Source organism: Novosphingobium capsulatum NBRC 12533, from assembly GCF_001598375.1.
GTDB classification, from domain to species: Bacteria; Pseudomonadota; Alphaproteobacteria; order Sphingomonadales; family Sphingomonadaceae; genus Novosphingobium; species Novosphingobium capsulatum.
Window position 1 is genome coordinate 35,052 of sequence record NZ_BCYV01000007.1, and the last position, 18,717, is coordinate 53,768.

The following is an 18,717-nucleotide window of genomic DNA, read 5'->3' on the forward strand; positions in this document are numbered from 1 at the left end:
TCAAGATAGCGCTAACAATTCCGCTACAAGCAAACTGCCCCGGGCCGCCATAACGATGGTGGCGGCCGGGCGGTAAAAGAGGAGCCCTGTCGGCCATGCGTCCATTTCGCCTTGCGGTGCCCGTCATTGCCGCCGCCGTTCCGCTGCTGGCCTGGCCCGTGGCGGCGCAGGCCGCGCCCTTTGCCCTGGCGCCGGTCCTGACCGACAACGTGGTGTTGCAGCGGGGCAAGCCGGTGCCCCTGCGCGGGATGGGGGAGCCGGGCAGCGTGGTCCATGCCAGCCTGGATGACGGTGCCTTGCCAGACGCGACCGTGGCGGCCGATGGAACATGGCAGATTGCTTTGCCTGCGCAGGCTGCGGGGGGCGGCCACCGCTTGCGCTTTGCCACGTCGACCGGGCAGCAGACGCAGCTTGCCAATGTGGCATTTGGCGACGTGTTCCTGTGTTCGGGCCAGTCCAACATGGAGTTCACGCTGCGCCACGCCACCAATGCCGACGTGGTGATTGCGGGCAGCGCCAATCCCGATCTGCGCCTGTTCAACGTACCCAAGCAAAGCAGCCTGACACCGCAACCGCAATTCGGTGCCGGCGTGGCCTGGGCGCCGGCTGGCCCGGCAAGCACGCCTGATTTTTCTGCCGTCTGCTATTTCATGGGCGCCAGCCTTCAGGCGACGCGCAAGGTGCCGGTGGGCCTGATCGCGGCATCGTGGGGCGGTTCGATCATCGAGGATTGGATGTCACCGGCGGCCGTGCGCCAAGCCGGTGGGCACGACGATGATTTGGAGCTGCTGGCCCTGCGCCGGCGCGATCCGGCTGCGGCCGAGCAGGCCTGGGGCAAGCAGTTGCGTGCCTTTTTCGCGCGCACGGCGGGGAAGGGGGCGGCCCGCAGCGCCGACGTGGGCAAGTTGTGGGAAGACTGGGGCGATCCGGCCTATGCCCGGTTTGACGGCACCGCCACCTATACCGCCACGGTCAGGCTCAGCGCGCAACAGGCCCGAGCCGCCCGCGCGCTGCGTCTGGGCGTGGTCGACGATATCGACCAGACGCTGGTCAACGGCGTGGCGGTGGGCGCGGGGGTGGGCTGGAACACGCAGCGCCACTATATGCTGCCGGCCGGCAGCCTGCACGCCGGCACCAATACGATCACCGTCAACGTGCTCGATACCGGCAGCGGCGGCGGCATGCATGGCGATAGCCTGCCGGCCCTGGAACTGGCCGAAGGCAGCATCCCGATTGCCGGATGGCAGGTGGTCCAGGGCATGCCGCTGGCGCGTGCCGGCAAGATTCCGATGCCGCCATGGATCGCGGCGAGCGGGCTGACCACGCTGTACAACGGCATGATCGCCCCGCTGGGCGATATCCCGCTGGCCGGCATCGCCTGGTACCAGGGGGAATCGAATGCCGGCGATGCAACCGGCTATCGTGGCTTGCTGCGCGCGCTGATCGCCGATTGGCGCAGCCGCTTTGCCACGCGGCCTTTCGGCATCGTGCAGATTGCCGGTTATGGCCCACTGGTGGCTGGCCCAACCGATGCCTTCTGGCCCCGGATCCGCGAGGCGCAGCGCGATGTGGCGGCCAGCGATCCCGACGCCGGCCTGGCCGTGGCGATCGACGTAGGTGACCCTGACGATATCCACCCCACGCGCAAGAAGCCGGTGGGCCAACGGCTGGCCCAGGCCCTGGCCGGCAAGTCGGTTGCCGCGCTGCCGGTGGTGCTGCGCGAGGGCAACGACAAGGTGCGGCTGCGCTTCAACCGGCCATTGCGGGTGATCGGCGATGCCGTGCCGATCGGCTTTGAGCTGTGCGATGCGGCAGGCCATTGCCGGTTTGCCCCGGCAAAGCTGGACGCCCCCGATACGGTGGCCATCCCCGTGCGCACTGGTGACGTGACACTGCGGTATCTCTGGGCAGATAGCCCGGTGGTCAACCTGTTCGATGCCGATGGCAGCCCGCTGAGCCCCTTCACTATGCCGATACCCTGATCACCCCGTCTCTCGCCTGGTCGATACGCGCCGCGCGATAGCGGTATCAATTTGGTATCGGGTTGGCCGTTTCGCTTGCATGCCGCATTGGCGGGGCTTAGGACGGCGGGGATGACTGATCAGGACAACGGCCGCGTCAAGCGTGGGCAACGCCGGGGGGCGCGTGGACCGACGGTGGCCGATGTCGCGCGCCTGGCGCAGGTTTCGCCGATGACGGTGTCGCGCGTGGTCAACAGCGATCCCAAAGTGCACGAGGCCACCCGCGCCAAGGTGGAAAAGGCCATTGCCGAACTGGGCTATGTGCCCAACCTGGCGGCGCGCAGCCTGGCGGGGGGCCGGCAGTGCCGCATCGGCCTGCTCCATTCCAACCCGAGTTCGGCCTATCTCAGCGAGTTTCTGGTCGGATCGAACGAGCAGGCCAACGCCATGGGCGCGCAACTGCTGGTCGAGCATTTCGAGGAAGAGGCCAGCCGCGAAGCGCTGGCGGCCAAGCTCTTGTCGCACCGCGTTGATGCCGTGCTGCTGCCGCCGCCCCTGTCTGACGATGGGCTGCTGCTGGAATGCATCAACCGCGCCGGGCTCGTCATGGCGCAGGTCGCCACCGGAGCGCCGTCGCCGCTGGCCCATGCCGTAACCATCGATGACGAGGCGGCCGCCTATGCGCTGACCGCGCGGCTCACCGGGCTGGGACATCGGCGGATCGGCTTTATCGGCGGCGCGCCCAACCAGACCGCCAGCGCCCTGCGCCGCAACGGCTATCGCCGCGCCTTGGCCGAAGCGGGCATCGATGGCGATCGGCGCCTGGAAACCACCGGCGATTTCACGTTCCGTTCGGGCATGGATTGCGCGCTGGCGCTGCTCTCGCTCGACGAGCCGCCCACGGCGATCTTTGCCAGCAACGACGACATGGCCGCCGCCACCGTCGCCGCGGCGCACCGTATGGGGCTGGACGTGCCGCGCCAGCTATCGGTCTGCGGGTTCGACGATACGGCATCGGCGACCAATGTCTGGCCGGAACTCACCACCGCGCGCCAGCCGGTGGCCGATATGGCACGCGAAGCCGTGCGCCTCTTGGTGGACAGCGTGTTTGACCCCAAGGCCCGCGCGCCGCGCCATGTGCGGGTCGATTTCTCGCTGGTGCTGCGCGCATCCGACGCCACGTTGACCGCGCCTCGCGCCGGTTAATCCGTACCCGGCCATCCCGCGCAATGCGGGGGAACGGATCACGCCATTTTCGCTACGCGCGCTTGCGGTGACCACGCACGAATAGTGGGTGACCGTTGCGGCTTTGCCACAGTCCTGCAATCGTTTTAGCGCTATCGCCAGGCCATTTGCTGCGCCTCTCGCACCGCAAAAGAGCGTGCGATAAATCCTAGTTATCTCATTGATACGATAATTCTAAGTAATTGAATTAAAACAAATGATGCAAAGCGGCATAAATTGCCGATTTGTTGCCGAATGCGGCTGTCCAGCGGCAAGCCCGCAGCACGGCGGGCGTTTGGCAATAATCCGGTTTGCGAATCGTGTGTTGAAATGGTAGCGTTAACGCAGATGAGGTGCTCTGACACACGGAGCAATCAGGAGGGGGCTCTAAGGGAAATAGATCTGTTTCTCGCCATTGCCGCGCGTCTCTCACGACGCTGAGATCGGCATGGAAATATCTGTAAAAACTACATTTCTTTAGAGATAGCCTTAATTGGGAGGGGTTATGCACAACGTTTTCGGGCGCAGCACGCGCCGCAATGCGCGCAAGATCGGTTTTCTTGTCACGTCCAGCATGGTGATGGCCGCCTCGCTGGTGGCCGGCACCGCCCATGCGCAGGAAGCCGCTGCCGCCACAGACGCCGGCAAGGCCGCCGCTGCCGATGAGCCCGGCGTGCCGTCGATCATCGTTACCGGTATTCGCGGCTCGCTGAGCAACGCTCTCAACACCAAGCGCAATTCGCAGGTGATCGTGGACTCGATCTCTGCCCAGGACATCGGCGCGCTGCCCGACCGCACCGTTTCCGAAGCCCTGCAGCGCGTGCCCGGCATCACCCTGCAGCGTACCGGCGACGTCAACACCCTGGAAGGCAGCGACCCCGGCCGCGTGCCGGCCGAAGGTGGCGGCGTGTTTATCCGTGGCCTTTCCTGGACGCGCAGCGAGATCAATGGCCACGACGTGTTCTCTGCCAACAGCGGCCGTGGCCTGAGCTTTGAAGACGTTTCGCCTGACCTGATGGGCGCAGTCGACGTCTACAAGACCCCGTCGGCCGACATGGTCGAAGGCGGCATTGCCGGCATCGTCGACCTGCGCACCCGCAAGCCGCTCGACAGCAAGAACTTCGTCGCCGTTTCGGGTGACTGGAACTATGCCGACAAGCGCAAGGAAGGCTTCTTCTCGGGCAATGCCGTGATCAGCCACCGCTGGGACACGCCCGGCGGCACCCAGATCGGCCTGCAGCTTTCCGCATCCACCGGCAAGACCGGCAACCGCACCGACGCGATCCAGACCGGATCGATCAGCACGACAACGCTGCCAGCGGCGCAATCGGGTCTCCCGGCCGGCACCACCGTGGCCCTGCCCAGTGGCCTGGGCTATCGCTCGGTCGAATGGACGCAGGTGCGCCACTCGTATGACGCGGTGCTGCAGATCAAGCCGTCGTCCAGCCTGCTGTTCACCTTTGAAGGCATGATTGCCAAGGTGACGCCGCGTGACGCTGAAAATGCCGTGCAGATCAACGACCAGAACGGCGGTTTCAGCCTCGATCCCAGCTTCACCTTCACCGGGCCGCAGCACACCCTGGCCTCGGGCACGCTGACCAATGCGCAGCTGGTCTATGACAGCCGCGTTGGCCAGCAGGACAAGGTCACCCGCGAATTCTATGGCAGCATGTTCTGGACGCCGACCGATCACCTGACGGTGAGCGTCGATGTCGATCACGTCAACTCGCACGCCAGCGTCTATAGCATGACCGCGTTCGACGGTTTCGGCCTGAACGGCGGCCGGCCCAACGTGGCGTTCAACCTGACTGGTGACCGGCCCAGCCTCACCTTCAGCGAAAATGGCCTGAGCCTGAGCGATCCGGCCAACTATTTCTGGTACGCTGCCATGCAGCACAACGAGAACAACCGCGCATCCTCGTGGGCGGAACGCGCCGACGTGACCTACACGCTTGATGACGGCAACTTCTTCAAGTCGTTCAAGGTTGGCCTGCGCAACACTGCCAAGGACTTGGTCACGCAGTCGACCAACTACAACTGGGGCCTGCTCAGCACCGCCTATTGGGGTGGCGGCACGCCGATCTACCTTAACCAGGACCCGGGCAACGTGGGCCTGCCGGGCCAGACTACGCGCCTCAATTTCGGCAACTTCATGGGCGGGAACGTCAATGTGCCGGGCGGCTGGTTCCCTTCGGTTGGCTTGCTCGACAAGGGGGCAGCCAATGCCTACAAGTATCTGGTTACCACGCAGAGCGGCAATGGCGGCTGGTCGCCGCTGACCGATGCGGCCTTCAATGGCAGCGCTGGCAACAACAACGCCTATGGCACCAATACCCAGACCGAAAAGACGCTGGCCGGTTATGCCATGGCGAGCTTTGGCGAAGACAGCGGCCTGCTCGGCCGGTTCGATGGCAACATCGGCGTCCGCGTGATCCGCACCCGCACCACGGCGGTTGGCGCCATCTTCCTGCCCTCGCTCAGCTCTTCGTCGTCGAACTCGCAGACGGCGGCGGCGTGTATCGCCACCAATGGCGCCGCGGCGTGCCAGGCGCTGGTCAATGCCGCGACGTTCGTGGGCGATGGCAGCAAGACCCCGGTCGACGCGCGCAACAGCTATACCGACGTGCTGCCGACGCTCAACACGCGGTTCTACCTGAACGACAAGACCATCCTGCGCTTTGCGGTGGGCAAGACGATTTATCGCCCGAGCTTCACCGACCTGCAGGCCAACCAAACCTATGCCTATACCTTCCAGGCGGACGGCTTCACCCCGGCGGTGGTCGCCCCCCGTACCCTGACGGGCGGCAACCCCTATCTCAAGCCGATCCGCGCCTGGAACTTTGACGCCAGCTTCGAATACTATTTCGGCAAGGCCAATGCCGTGACGCTGGCCGCGTTCTTCAAGGACGTGTCGAACTACATCAGCCCCCAGGCATCGACCGTTACGCTGACGCGCAATGGCGTGACGCAGGATTTCCAGGTCAACATCCCGGTCAACGGCGGGCATGGCACGATCAAGGGCGTGGAAGCGGGTTACACCATGTTCTTCGATAGCCTGCCCGGTGCGCTGTCGGGCCTGGGCTTCAACGGCAACTATACGTTCATCGCCAGCACCGGTGGGCGCAACCCGTCCAACCCGCAGCTGGCGCCGGGCAGCCTGCTGCCGGGCAACCTGCCGATGCAGGGCCTGTCCAAGCATTCGTTCAACGCGGCTCTGCTCTATGAAAAGTATGGGATTTCGGCGCGCCTCGCTTACAACTGGCGCTCGGAATACTTGGCCAACGCCAACGGTGCCAACGTCAACCAGCCGGTGTGGAACGAAGCCTATGGCCAGCTCGACGCGTCGTTCATCGTCGATGTGAACAGCCATCTCAAGGTCGGCCTCCAGGCGCAGAACCTGCTCAAGGCCAAGACCTATATCGATGTTGGCCCGGCCAGCCTGCACCCGCGCTATGCCTGGGAAGAAACCGACCGCCACATCGCGTTCCTCGTCCGCTCGAAGTTCTGATAGCGGCGGTATCTTGCTCCACACGGCCGGCTCCGGTTATCTCATGCCCCTGTTCCGCACAGGCGCATGAGACCGGGGCCGGAACGGGGAAGAGGATGTGATGAACGAGGCAGCGATCCGATCGATCACCATCCTGGGCGGTGGCACGGCCGGTTGGATGGCAGCCACGCTTCTGGCCAAGGCGTTCGATGGGCAACCCTTGCGCATTACCCTGGTGGAATCCGAAGAGATCGGGATCATCGGGGTGGGCGAGGCGACCGTGCCGCTGTTCCGCCTGTTCAACGACAGGCTTGGCCTGGATGAGCATGCCTTCCTGCAGGCGACGATGGGCGCCTACAAGCTGGGCATCGAGTTCTGCGATTGGGGGCAAGTGGGCAATACCCACTTCCATGGCTTTGGCGATTATGGCGAGCCGATCGGCGGGATTGCCCCGCACCATCATTGGCTGCGCCTGGCCCGATCGGGCGAAGCCGCACCGATCGATGACTATTCCGCGCCCTATGCTCTGGCGCAGCGTGGCAAGTTCACGCCGGCCGATCCGCGGCAGCCACGCTATTCCCACGCCTATCATTTCGATGCGGTGCTCTATGCCCGCTATCTGCGCAACCTGGCGGAAAGCTGGGGCGTGACGCGGGTGGAAGGCCGCGTGGTCGATGTGCCGCTCGATCCGCAGACCGGGCATATCCGCGCCTTGCACCTGGCCGATGGGCAGGTGGTGGATGGCGAATTCTTCGTCGATTGCACCGGCTTTGCCGCCGAGCTGATCGGCAAGCGCCTGGGCACGGCCTATGTCGACTGGTCGCACTGGCTGCCGTGTGACAGCGCCATTGCGGTGCCATCGGCGCGGCACGATCCGCCCGCGCCGTTCACCCGCTCCACCGCGCTGGCGGCGGGTTGGCAATGGCGCATTCCCTTGCAGCACCGCGAAGGCAACGGCATCGTCTATGCCTCGGCCTACATGAGCGATGCGGCGGCAGAAGACGCGTTGCTCGGCAGCCTGGGCGGCGCGCCATTGGCCAATCCGCGCCGCTTCCGCTTTACCGCCGGGCGGCGCGAGGCATTCTGGCAGCGCAATTGCGTGGCCCTGGGTTTTGCCAGCGGGTTCCTGGAGCCGCTGGAATCCACCGGCATCCAGCTGATCCAGAACGGCATCGGCCGCTTGATCGAGTTTTTCCCCGATCGCCATTTCGATCCGCGCGTGGCGGCCGAATACAACCGCGTGTGCCAGGTGGAATGGGACCGCATCCGCGATTTCATCATCGCCCACTATTGCGTGTCGCAGCGGCCCGAGCCGTTCTGGCAGGCCGCGCGCGCCATGGACCTGCCCGATACCCTGCAGCAAAAGCTCGATAGCTGGTACGCGACGGGCAAGATCCCGCTGCTCGATGGGGAATCCTATCAAGAGCCGAGCTGGGCGGCGATCCTGCTGGGCAATGGCGTTTTGCCGCAGCGCCACGATCCGCTGATCGACGCGCTGCCGATCGACATGCTGCGCGCGCACATGGCCCGCCGCCGCGAGGATCTGGCGCGCATGGGCCGGTCTGCACCCGATCACCGCTTTTACCTTGCCCGCCATTGCCAGGCCGCGGCCTGACCGATCGGATCACCCCATGCCGCACGACACCGCGCCTTCCCACATCCGTTCCATCGTCATCGCCGGTGGCGGCACCGCTGGCTGGATGGTGGCTGCCGCGCTTTCGCGCACGATTGCCCCGCACCGTTGCCGCATTACGCTGGTCGAATCCGAAACCATCGGCACGATCGGGGTGGGCGAAGCGACCATCCCGCCGATCCAGACGTTCAACCAGGTTATCGGGCTGGACGAGGCGGCGTTTCTCCAGGCGACCAAGGGCACGTTCAAGCTGGGCATCGAATTTGCCGGCTGGCGCGCGCGAGGCCACAGCTATTTCCACCCGTTCGGCCGGCAGGGCAACGATTTTGGCGGCACGCAATTCCACCAGCACTGGTTGCGCGCCCAGGCGCTGGGTGATGATACCCCGCTCGGCGCGTTCTCGCTCAATGAACAGGCCGCTTATGCCGGCAAGATGCGGCAGCCCGATGGCGATCCACGCTCGGTCTATTCCACCTTTTCCTATGCCTATCATTTCGATGCCACGCTCTATGGCCAGCATCTGCGTACCTTGGCCGAAGAGCGCGGGGTGGAGCGCCGCGAAGGGCTGATCGAAGAAGTCGTGCTCGACGGCGAGAGCGGCCGCATCGCCAGCCTGCGGCTGGACGATGGCGGCATGCTGGATGGCGATCTGTTCATTGATTGCACCGGCCTGCGCAGCCTGTTGCTGGGGCAGGCGCTGGGCGTGCCGTTCGAAGACTGGACGCATTTTCTGCCGTGCAACCGGGCCTTGGCCGTGCCGACAGACTGTGTCGACCTCATGCGCCCTTATACGCGCTCGACCGCTCATGAGGCCGGCTGGCAATGGCGCATTCCGCTGCAACATCGCATGGGCAACGGCATGGTCTATAGCGCCGAACATTGGAGCGATGACCAGGCCCATGCCGCGCTGATGGCCAATTTGGATGGCCAGCCGCTGGCCGATCCGCGCCTGATCCGCTTTACCACCGGCCGCCGGGTGCAGAGCTGGGCCAAGAACTGCGTGGCGATCGGCCTTTCGGCCGGATTTCTGGAGCCGCTGGAATCGACCAGCATCCATCTGGTCCAGATTGCCGTGGCCAAGTTGCTCAACTGGTTTCCCGACATGGGCTTCGACCCCATGACCATGGCCGAGTTCAACCGCCAGATTGCCAACGAATACGACCGTATCCGCGATTTTCTGGTGCTGCACTATCACGCCAACGAGCGCGAAGGGGAACCGTTCTGGGACCAGTGCCGGACCGGCGCGATCCCGGATTCGCTGGCGGAAAAGATCGCCATGTTCCGCCGCAGCGGGCGGCTGCTGTCACGCGAAACCGATCTGTTTCAAGACGCCAGCTGGCTCGCCGTGCTGATCGGCCAGGGCGTCATGCCCCAGGCCCACGATCCACTGACCGAAAGCCTGCGCCCGCTGGAACTGGACCAGATGCTGCGCGGCATGCGTGACCTGATTGGGCGCGCAGCACAGGCCATGCGCGGCCAGGCCGATCACCTTGCCAGGATCGGCGGCAGGATCGCCAACGCCCAGCGGGAAGCGGCGCTGGGCTGACCACCGGCCGGGAAAAGGCAAGGCGCGATAACCAGTTGCCAAGCCAGCATCGGCACCATAATGATAGCGCTATCACTCGACTGCGCGGGTTAAACCACGGTTTGGCTGCGACAGAATTAACGAGACGGGAAGGGACCAATCGCATGAAGGCCAAGGCACGTATTTTCACCCTCGCGCTGCTGTTGCAGGCCGGTTGCGCGGTGCCGGCCCTGGCCGCGCCGCTGGCGGTGCTTGATCGCAACGGCGCGGCGGTGAGCATCGAACCCTATGCCCCCAATATCGTGCGCGTGACCATCGCCACTGACCCCGACGTGGCGCGCAGCGCGCCGGGCGAAGGGCCCAATGCCACGCCCGATGCCGCTGGCTGGACTCATGCCAGCGACAACGGGGCTGACGTGTTCCGTTCGGGCGATCTGGAAGTGCGCGTCGATGCGCAGCCCTGGCCCAGCGCGCCGACGATGATGGCGCGCTATTTCGCGCCGTCGCTGCCCAGCGTCTCGATCGGCTTTGCCCGCCCCGGCGGCGCAGCGCTCACGCGCATGAATAGCTGGGAAATGAGCCCGCACGATGTTTCGGGCGAGCACACGTTCCGCGTCGGCGCGAGCTTTTCCACCACGGCTGACGAGCATTTCTGGGGCCTGGGCCAGAACCAGCAGGGCTTTGCCGATCTGCGCGGGCGCACTATCGATTGCCGCCACAACTATGATGCGCCCGAGGGCGAAAGCGTGTGCGTGCCCTTCATGGTCACGAGCAAGGGCTATGGCATCGTCTGGGACAACCCTTCCGCCACCACGGTTTCGGCCGGGGTCAACGGCAAGACGCACTGGCAATCCAACGTGGGCGAGCGCGTCAGCTTTTTCGTGATCACCGGCAAGACCACGGACGAGATCTATGCCGGCTATGCCCGCCTGACCGGCGCCACGCCGCTGCCGCCCAAGGCCGCGCTGGGCCTGATCCAGTCCAAGGCGCGCTATGAAACGCAGGCCGAGCTGCTCGACATTGCCAAGGGCTATCGCGCGCGCAACCTGCCGCTCGATATCATGGTGCTCGACTGGTTCTATTGGACGGCGCTGGGCAACCTCGACATCGATCGCAGCGCCTTTCCCGATCCCAAGGGCATGAATGCCCAGCTCAACGCCATGGGCATGCGCTCTTTGATCAGCGTGTGGCCGCGTTTCGAAAAGGTTTCCAAGAACTTCGACATGCTCGCCGCCAAGGGCTGGCTGCTGCACGACAAGGATGGCAAGCCGGTCGATGGCCTGCCGATCCGCTCTGACCGGGCGGGCGCGCTGATCGATCCCACCGTGCCGGCCGCGCGCAAGTGGTTCTGGAGCCAGATCCGCGACAATATCCTGAGCCAGGGTTTTGACTGGACCTGGCTGGACGAGACCGAGCCCGATCTGGTGCCTGACGGCTATTTCTATTCGATCGGTTCGGGCGATCGATACCACAACCTGTTCCCGCTGCTGCATACGCAAAGCGTGGCCGATGGCTCGGCGCAGGACCGGCCCAACAAGCGCAACATGATCCTGTGCCGCGCGGCCTACCTGGGGGCACAGCGCAATGGCTGCCTGTTCTGGTCGAGCGACGTGGACGCCACGTGGGAAGCACTGCAACGCCAGATCCCCACCGGGATCAACGCCGCCGCGTCGGGCATGACCTATTGGAGCAGCGACACTGGTGGCTGGCAGTATCCCGGCGGCGCGGGCGAGGCGACGACGGCGCCGCTGGTCGATCCGGCTGGCGCCACGGCGATGGCGCCCGATTACAAGGACTACCCCGAACTGTTCGTGCGGTGGTTCCAGTACAACACCTTTACCCCCACGCTGCGCATCCATGGCCAGCGGCCGGGCACGGCGCTGTGGCAATATGGCCCGGCGGCAGAGGCGATCCTGGCTGACACGCTGCGCCTGCGCTATGCGCTGCTGCCCTATACCTATGCCGCCGCGCGCCATGCCTATGACACCGGCGCGCCGATCATGCGGGGGCTGTTCATGGACTTCCCCGGCGATGCCCAGGCCTTGACGGTGAAGGACCAATATATGTTCGGCCCGGCGTTCCTGGTGGCGCCGGTCACGCGGCAGGGGCAGACCCACCGCCCGGTCTATCTGCCCAAGGGCACCGAATGGTATGACTGGTGGACCGGGCGCAAGTTTGCCGGCGGGCAGACGATCGAGGCCGATGCCCCGATCGCCCATATCCCGCTGTTCGTGCGCGCGGGCAGCGTGGTGCCGCTGGGCACGCCGATCCTTTCCACCGCGGAAAAGCAGGGCATTGCCAAGCTGCGCGCCTTTGCCGGCGCCAATGGCGAGGCCACGCTCTATGACGATGATGGCCAGACCAATGCCTACAAGACCAGCCAGTCCGGCAAGATCGTGGTGCGCTGGAACGATGCCAGCGGCCAGGTGGAATGGCCCGCCGGCATGAAGGGCAGTGCGGCGCGTCCGTCGGTCGAGGTGGTGCGCTGATGGCCGGGGGATGGCTCGGCGCCAGCCGGCGCGGCGTGCTGGGTGGCGGGCTGGCGGCGCTCGCCGTGGGTGGCGCGGGCCAGGCGCGCGTTGCTGCCGACCATCGCGCCCGGTCGGGCACCCTGGCGCCCGACTGGCAGTCTCTGGCCGCCGGCTATCAGGTGCCGGCGTGGTTCAGGGAGGCGCGCTTTGGCATCTGGGCGCACTGGGGCCCGCAGTGCCAGCCCGAGCGTGGTGACTGGTATGGCCGCTCGATGTATATTCCCGGCACCCCGGCTTACCAGCATCAGGTTGCCACCTACGGCCATCCCACGGCGCACGGCTTCATCGACGTGATCGGCGATTGGCGCGGTGAGCATTGGGATCCCGATTTCCTCGTGCAACGCTACAAGGCGGCGGGTGCGCGCTATTTCATGGCGATGGCCTGCCACCATGACAACCTGGACCTGTTCACCAGCGATCATCATGGCTGGAACAGCACGCGCGTGGGGCCAAAGCGCGATGTGATCGCCGGCTGGGAAAAGGCGGCGCGCGGGGCGGGCCTCAAGTTCGGCGTGTCGAACCATGCCAGCCACGCCTGGCACTGGTGGCAGACCGCCTATGGCTATGATGCGCAAGGGCCCCATGCCGGGCAGCGCTATGACGCCTGGCACCTGCGCCGCGAGGACGGCCAGGGCACCTGGTGGCAGGGCCTCGATCCGCAGGCGCTTTACACCGGGCCGAACATGGCCCCGCCCGATGGCATCACCAGCGATGCCGCGATGGACAAGTGGCACCAGGCCAACGATGGCCAATGGCTGGAAAACGTGCCGTCGCAAAACCCGGCCTTTGCCGCGCGCTGGCTGGCGCGGCAAAAGAACCTGGTGGAGCGCTACCGCCCCGACATGGTCTATTTCGACGATTACGGCCTGCCGTTCGACCACTACGGCCTGGAAGCCGCCGCGCATTTCTACAACCAGGCCACTGCCTGGCACGGCAGCCCCGACGTGGTGCTGACGGCCAAGCGGCTAAGCGATGACCAGCAGCGCGCCGTGGTGGAAGACGTGGAGCGTGGCTTTGCCGCCGATATCCGCCCGCGCCCGTGGCAGACCTGCACCTGCATCGGCGATTGGCATTACAACCGCGACCGGTTCGAGCAGAAATCCTATGTCCCGGCCCACCAGGTGATCCAGCGCCTGGTTGACGTGGTATCGAAGAACGGCAATCTGTTGCTGTCCATCCCGCTGCGCGGCGATGGCACCTATGATGCCGAAGAGAGCAAGATCCTGGACGGCATCACCGCCTGGATGGCGGTGCACGGCGATGCCATGATCCATGGCAGCCGCCCGTGGCGGCGCTATGGCGAAGGGCCGACCAAACTGGACACCGGCATCATGGCAGAGGGCAAGTCTGGCCCATTCACCGCGCAGGATATCCGCTTTACCACCAAGCACGGCGCGCTGTTTGCCGCCATGCTGGAATGGCCCGGCGCGCCGGTGCGGATCGCGTCGCTGGGGCAGCAGGCGGGCCAGGTGGCCGCCGCGCGCCTGCTCGGCGGCGGGCCGGTGCCGTTCAGCCAGGATGCCGATGGCCTGATCCTGACCCTGCCGCCCCGCCCGGAAGGCGGCATGGTGCCCGTGGTGCAGTTGGACGGGGCCGGCCTGATCTGACGCATCAACGTCTGTGGCCGGCCGCCTGCCTCAATGCTCGGCGCCGGCTGCGATCACGCCGGTGCCCTTCATCCGCGCATAGCGCACCTTGAGCACCTGGCCGATGCTGGTGAAGTTGAAGCCATAGTCGATCTGATCACCGTTCCACACCCGATCGAACACCCAGGCCTGCCCGCCCTTGCCGTCCGGGGCGTAATGCCCTTCCTCGGCACGCAGCAGGGTTAGCGTTTCGCCGGGCGCGGGCGCGGCGAGGTTGAGCGTGACGCGGGTATCGAACCCGGTGATCAGGAATTCATCCGGGCCAAGCTGGGCAATGGCCGCGCCGCCGGTGGGATGCGGATTGCCGCGCGGCGGATCGAAGCCGAACGCATCCTGGCCAAAGCCCAGCGTCGCCTTGTAGCGGCCAATCAGCAGTTCGCGCTTGTGGCCCGCCGCCGGATCGGCCGGTTCGCTGGCCGCGTGCACCTGTCCTTGCGCCGCCGCCTTGGCCCAGACCGCCTGCATCGGGGCAAACAGGTGATAGATCCGGGCAAAGCCGTTGATCGTGTCGTCGATCCCCTTGGCGCCCAGCGGAAAGTTGTAATAGCCGGTCTGGTCCATCCCGAACGGGGAATAGCCGATCGTGCCCTTGCCCAGCGCGTCCCAGAAAAAGCGCGCATATTCCGCGTCGTTGCCGATTTCGGGGACCATCAACGGGTTGTCTGGCCGGCCATAGAGATCGAGATAGGCGTGCACCGCCTTTTCGTCGCGGTTGTAGATATCGGGCGCCACCAGATCGAGCGCGGGCGCAGCCACCTTGTAGATATCGATCACGTGGTGCACCGGGCCGCCGCTGGAATATGTCGTTGCGCTCTGTCGGCCAAATGCCGATGCGAGCGCGGCATTGGCGTACATCGGCAGGTTCTTTTCTGCCTTGCCGGCCTTGGCCACGGTATTGAGATAGCTGGCGACATACCATGCCTGGAAATATTCGTCGGCATCGCTGCCAAAGGCCTGGGCCCAGTTCGATCCGGCCGGCTTGCCATAGTGCTTGAGCAGGGCCTGCGGCGCCGGGCCGGCAAACAGCTTTTGCGCCATGGGCGAAAAGTCGCGCACGTTGCCATAGCTGCCGACCTCGTTTTCCACCTGCATCATGATGACGGTGTTCTGCGGGTCGATCTGGGCAATGTGGTGCATCAGCGCGGCAAAGGCGCGGGTATCGGCCTTGAGCGTTTCGCTGCCCAGCGGGCTCATCGCATAGTGCACATCGCCCTTGGCCGTGAGCATATGGGGAAAGCGCTTGGGATCGAGCTTGACCCATTCCGGGGCATAGGCCGGCGCGGTGTTCTTCCACGTGGCAAACCACAGCAGGATCAGGCGCTTGTCATGCTTGCGCGCCTCCCCCACGACGTGGTCGACCCAGGAAAAGTCGAACTGGCCCTCGCGCGGCTCGATCTGCTCCCAGGCGACCGGGATTTCCAGCGTGTTGGCGCCCATGGCATCGATCGTGGGCCATACTTTCTTGAGCGGCTCGGGATAGTTGCTGGAATTGTTGGCCTGGGCGCCCAGCATCAGGAACGGCGCGCCATCGACCATCAGCATCGCGCCCTTTGCCGTGCGCTCTATGCGGGGAAGGGGGGCGGCGGCCGGCGAAGCAGCGCCTTGCGCCTGCGCGGCCATTGGCGCCATCAGGCTGGCCAGGGCCGCGATCAGGGTCTTGGCCGCGCGCCGGCGAGGCCGAATTTCCGTTTGGCTGTTGGGCACAACACCAAGCATCGTCTTCTCCCTGTTGGTAAGTTCGGCTCTGGCCCAGGGCGGACCGGCCGTGTTCTTTGCCGTGCCAATTCAAAACCACTTGACAGCGAGCCGCATTGCATGATGGTAGCGCTATCAGAATTTGTCAACGATTGCCCGAGGGTTGGGGAGAAGGAAATGGACGGGGTGTCATCCATCGCAGCGCTGCTGCCGGCAGACTGGGAATCCGGGCGATTCCTCGGGCGGGTGGAAACCGCGGCCGGGCCAAGCCCGATTCTGGTGGAACAGGGCGTGGCCTATGACATGGCCGGCGTGGCGCCCACCGTTGCCCAGCTCGTCGATATGCTGCCGCTCGACGCCAGCGCCGGGGTCGCGCTCGGCCGGCTCGATTCGCTGGCGCTGCCGCTGCTCAGCCCGATCGACCTGCAGTGCGTGAAGGCCTGCGGGGTGACTTTCGCCACCTCTACCCTGGAACGCGTCATCGAAGAGCGCGCGCGGGGCGATGCTGGCAAGGCGCAGGAAATCCGCGCCCGCATCGAAGACCGCGTCGGTGGCTCGATCCGCTCGGTCGTGCCCGGCTCGGCCGAGGCCGAGGCGCTGAAGGCACTGCTGATCGAGGATGGCCTGTGGTCGCAATACCTGGAAGTGGCGATCGGGCCCTATGCCGAGGTGTTCACCAAGGCGCCGGTGCTGGCGACCGTTGGCCCGCTGGCCGAGATCGGCGTGCGCAGCGATTCCACCTGGAACAACCCCGAACCCGAAGTGGTCCTGCTGGTCAATGCTGCCGGCACGGTGGTGGGCGCCACGCTGGGCAATGACGTGAACCTGCGCGATATCGAGGGGCGCAGCGCGCTGTTGCTGGGCAAGGCCAAGGACAACAACGCCTCGTGCTCGCTCGGGCCGCTGGTGCGCCTGTTCGATGATGGCTTCACGCTCGACGATGTGCGCCAGGCCGAAGTGGACCTGCTGATCGAAGGCACCGATGGCTATCGCCTGGAAGGCCATTCCAGCATGAACCAGATCAGCCGCGATCCGCTCGACCTGGTGCGCCAGACCTTGAGCGAACATCACTATCCCGATGGTTTCTGCCTGTTCCTGGGCACGCTGTTTGCCCCGGTGCAGGATCGCGACGATCCCGGCCGCGGCTTTACCCACAAGGTGGGCGATGTGGTGACGATCGCCACCCCGCGCCTGGGCAAGCTGGTCAATACCGTGGTCACCTGTCCGCAGGCCGCGCCCTGGACCATGGGCATCACCGCGTTTTATGCCAACCTGGCGCAGCGCGGCCTGCTGGGGCGCGCGGCATGAGCGGCGCCAACGGCGCGCGCAACGGTGCATCCCACCGCGCGATCTATCCGAGCCTGGCGGGCAAGCGCGTGTTCATCAGCGGTGGCAGCAGCGGCATCGGGGAAGGCCTGGTCGAAGCCTTCGTGGCCCAGGGCGCACATGTGGCGTTCTGCGACATCGCACAGGAGCAGGGCGAGGCCGTGGCAGCGCGGCTGGGCAACAGCGCCACGCCTGCGCCGCTGTTCCTGCCCTGCGACTTGCGCGATGCCGATGCGATCGCCGCGATGATGGCGCAGGTAGAGGCGCAGTTGGGCGGGATCGACGTGGTGATCAACAACGCCGCCAACGATGATCGCCATGCCGTGGACGAGGTTTCGCCCGCCTATTGGGACGAGCGGATGGCGGTGAACCTCAAGCACCAGTTCTTCGTGACCCAGGCCGCCGTGCCGGCGATGAAGCGCGCCGGTGGCGGTGCCGTGATCAACCTGGGGTCGATCAGCTGGCACCTGGGCCTGCCCGATCTGGTGATCTACCAGACGGCTAAGGCCGCGATCGAGGGGTTGACCCGTGGCCTGGCGCGCGAACTGGGCCGCGACAATATCCGCGTGACCGCGATCATTCCTGGCAACGTCAAGACGCCGCGCCAGGAACAGTGGTACACGCCCGAGGGTGAGGCCGAGATCGTGGCTTCGCAATGCCTTGACGGGCGCCTGATGCCGGCCGATGTGGCGGCGCTGGCGCTGTTCCTCGCCTCTGACGATGCGCGCCTGATCACCGGGCACGAATACTGGGTCGACGCCGGATGGCGCTGAGCGCAGCGCACGTTCCGGCCAATGTCCCGGTCATCGCCGGGGCGACGCCGCAGGCGGTGTGGCCACTGGCGGCCACGCTGGGCGAAGGCCCGGTATGGGCCGCGCACGAAGGCGCGCTGTGGTTCGTCGATATCAAGGCACCGGCGATCCATCGCTTTGTCCCGGCAAGCGGTGAAACCGCCACGTGGCCGGCGCCCGCGCAAGTGGGCTGGGTGTTGCCTTGCGCTGATGGCACGCTGCTCGCGGGCCTGCAAACCGGCGTGCACCGCTTCGATCCGGCAAGCGGCGCCTTTACCCTGCTCTGCGCGCCCGAGGCGCATCTACCGGGCAACCGCCTCAACGATGCCACGGTCGCAGCCGATGGCGCGGTATGGCTGGGCTCGATGGATGACGCCGAAACCGACGAAAGCGGGCGGATCTATCGCCTCGATACAGACGGCTGTGTCGATAGCGGGCTACCGCCGGTTTCGATCACCAATGGGCCCGCCTTCTCGCCCGATGGGCACACGCTCTACCACCACGATACGCTGGGCCGGCGCATCTGGGCGAGCACGGTGCACGACGGACGCGTGACCGGCACCCGCCTGTTTGCGCAAATCGAGGACGGCGCCGGCTATCCGGATGGACCGGTGGTGGACGCGCAAGGCTGCCTGTGGGTGGGCCTCTTCGCCGGTTGGGCCGTGCGGCATTATGACCCGACGGGGAAATTGATCGGCGTCGTGCCATTTCCCGTGGCCAACGTCACCAAGATTGCATTTGGCGGCCCGGATCTTCGCACCGCCTATGCCACCACAGCAACCAAGGGCCTGAGCACGGCTGAGCGCGCGGTCCAGCCATTGGCGGGTGCGCTCTTCGCCTTCGATCCCGGGGTGGCCGGCTTACCGGCCCATCTCGCACGGGTATAAAAAGACAAATG

11 protein-coding genes are annotated in these 18,717 nt (G+C 65.6%); 10 read left to right on the plus strand and 1 reads right to left on the minus strand.

Annotated features, from left to right (window positions below; all coding sequences use genetic code 11):
• Positions 1-95 precede the first annotated feature (95 nt).
• The 7 genes from SCA01S_RS05705 to SCA01S_RS05735 all read left to right on the plus strand — a co-directional run bounded on the left by SCA01S_RS05705 (position 96) and on the right by SCA01S_RS05735 (position 13,968).
• Complete coding sequence (locus tag SCA01S_RS05705) at positions 96-1,982, plus strand: sialate O-acetylesterase (RefSeq protein ID WP_084390800.1); 1,887 nt, start codon at positions 96-98, stop codon at positions 1,980-1,982.
• A 111-nt stretch (positions 1,983-2,093) separates the two neighbouring features.
• Complete coding sequence (locus SCA01S_RS05710) at positions 2,094-3,167, plus strand: LacI family DNA-binding transcriptional regulator (protein WP_062783820.1); 1,074 nt, start codon at positions 2,094-2,096, stop codon at positions 3,165-3,167.
• Between the two features lie 523 nt (positions 3,168-3,690).
• Positions 3,691-6,693 (plus strand): TonB-dependent receptor, encoded by a 3,003-nt coding sequence (locus SCA01S_RS05715; protein ID WP_245652459.1) that lies wholly within the window; start codon positions 3,691-3,693, stop codon positions 6,691-6,693.
• A 100-nt stretch (positions 6,694-6,793) separates the two neighbouring features.
• Positions 6,794-8,287, plus strand: coding sequence for a tryptophan halogenase family protein (locus SCA01S_RS05720; RefSeq protein WP_062783823.1), 1,494 nt, complete (start codon positions 6,794-6,796; stop codon positions 8,285-8,287).
• A gap of 16 nt (positions 8,288-8,303) precedes the next feature.
• Positions 8,304-9,851, plus strand: a complete 1,548-nt coding sequence (locus SCA01S_RS05725) for a tryptophan halogenase family protein (protein ID WP_062783826.1) — start codon at positions 8,304-8,306, stop codon at positions 9,849-9,851.
• Between the two features lie 143 nt (positions 9,852-9,994).
• Positions 9,995-12,319, plus strand: a complete 2,325-nt coding sequence (locus SCA01S_RS05730; protein ID WP_062783829.1) for a glycoside hydrolase family 31 protein — start codon at positions 9,995-9,997, stop codon at positions 12,317-12,319.
• On the plus strand, positions 12,319-13,968 hold the full coding sequence (locus SCA01S_RS05735) for an alpha-L-fucosidase (RefSeq protein ID WP_062783832.1): 1,650 nt from the start codon (positions 12,319-12,321) through the stop codon (positions 13,966-13,968). Before SCA01S_RS05730 ends, SCA01S_RS05735 begins: the two co-directional genes overlap by 1 nt.
• A gap of 30 nt (positions 13,969-13,998) precedes the next feature.
• Here the strand turns inward: SCA01S_RS05735 and SCA01S_RS05740 are convergent, their stop codons facing one another.
• A complete protein-coding gene (locus tag SCA01S_RS05740) occupies positions 13,999-15,723 on the minus strand; it encodes a DUF5597 domain-containing protein (RefSeq protein WP_062783835.1) in 1,725 nt (574 codons plus the stop codon).
• 156 nt (positions 15,724-15,879) lie between these two features.
• Here SCA01S_RS05740 and SCA01S_RS05745 point away from each other — a divergent pair, with 156 nt between their 5' ends.
• The 3 genes from SCA01S_RS05745 to SCA01S_RS05755 are packed head-to-tail and all read left to right on the plus strand — an operon-like array spanning position 15,880 to position 18,706.
• Complete coding sequence (locus tag SCA01S_RS05745) at positions 15,880-17,010, plus strand: fumarylacetoacetate hydrolase family protein (RefSeq protein ID WP_022674699.1); 1,131 nt, start codon at positions 15,880-15,882, stop codon at positions 17,008-17,010.
• Entirely contained in the window at positions 17,007-17,801 is a 795-nt protein-coding gene (gene xylB, locus SCA01S_RS05750; RefSeq protein ID WP_062783838.1) for a D-xylose 1-dehydrogenase, read from the plus strand. Before SCA01S_RS05745 ends, xylB begins: the two co-directional genes overlap by 4 nt.
• The gene (locus SCA01S_RS05755; RefSeq protein ID WP_245652460.1) at positions 17,792-18,706 is read left to right on the plus strand and encodes an SMP-30/gluconolactonase/LRE family protein; all 915 of its coding nucleotides are present in this window, start codon (positions 17,792-17,794) and stop codon (positions 18,704-18,706) included. Before xylB ends, SCA01S_RS05755 begins: the two co-directional genes overlap by 10 nt.
• Positions 18,707-18,717: the final 11 nt, after the last annotated feature.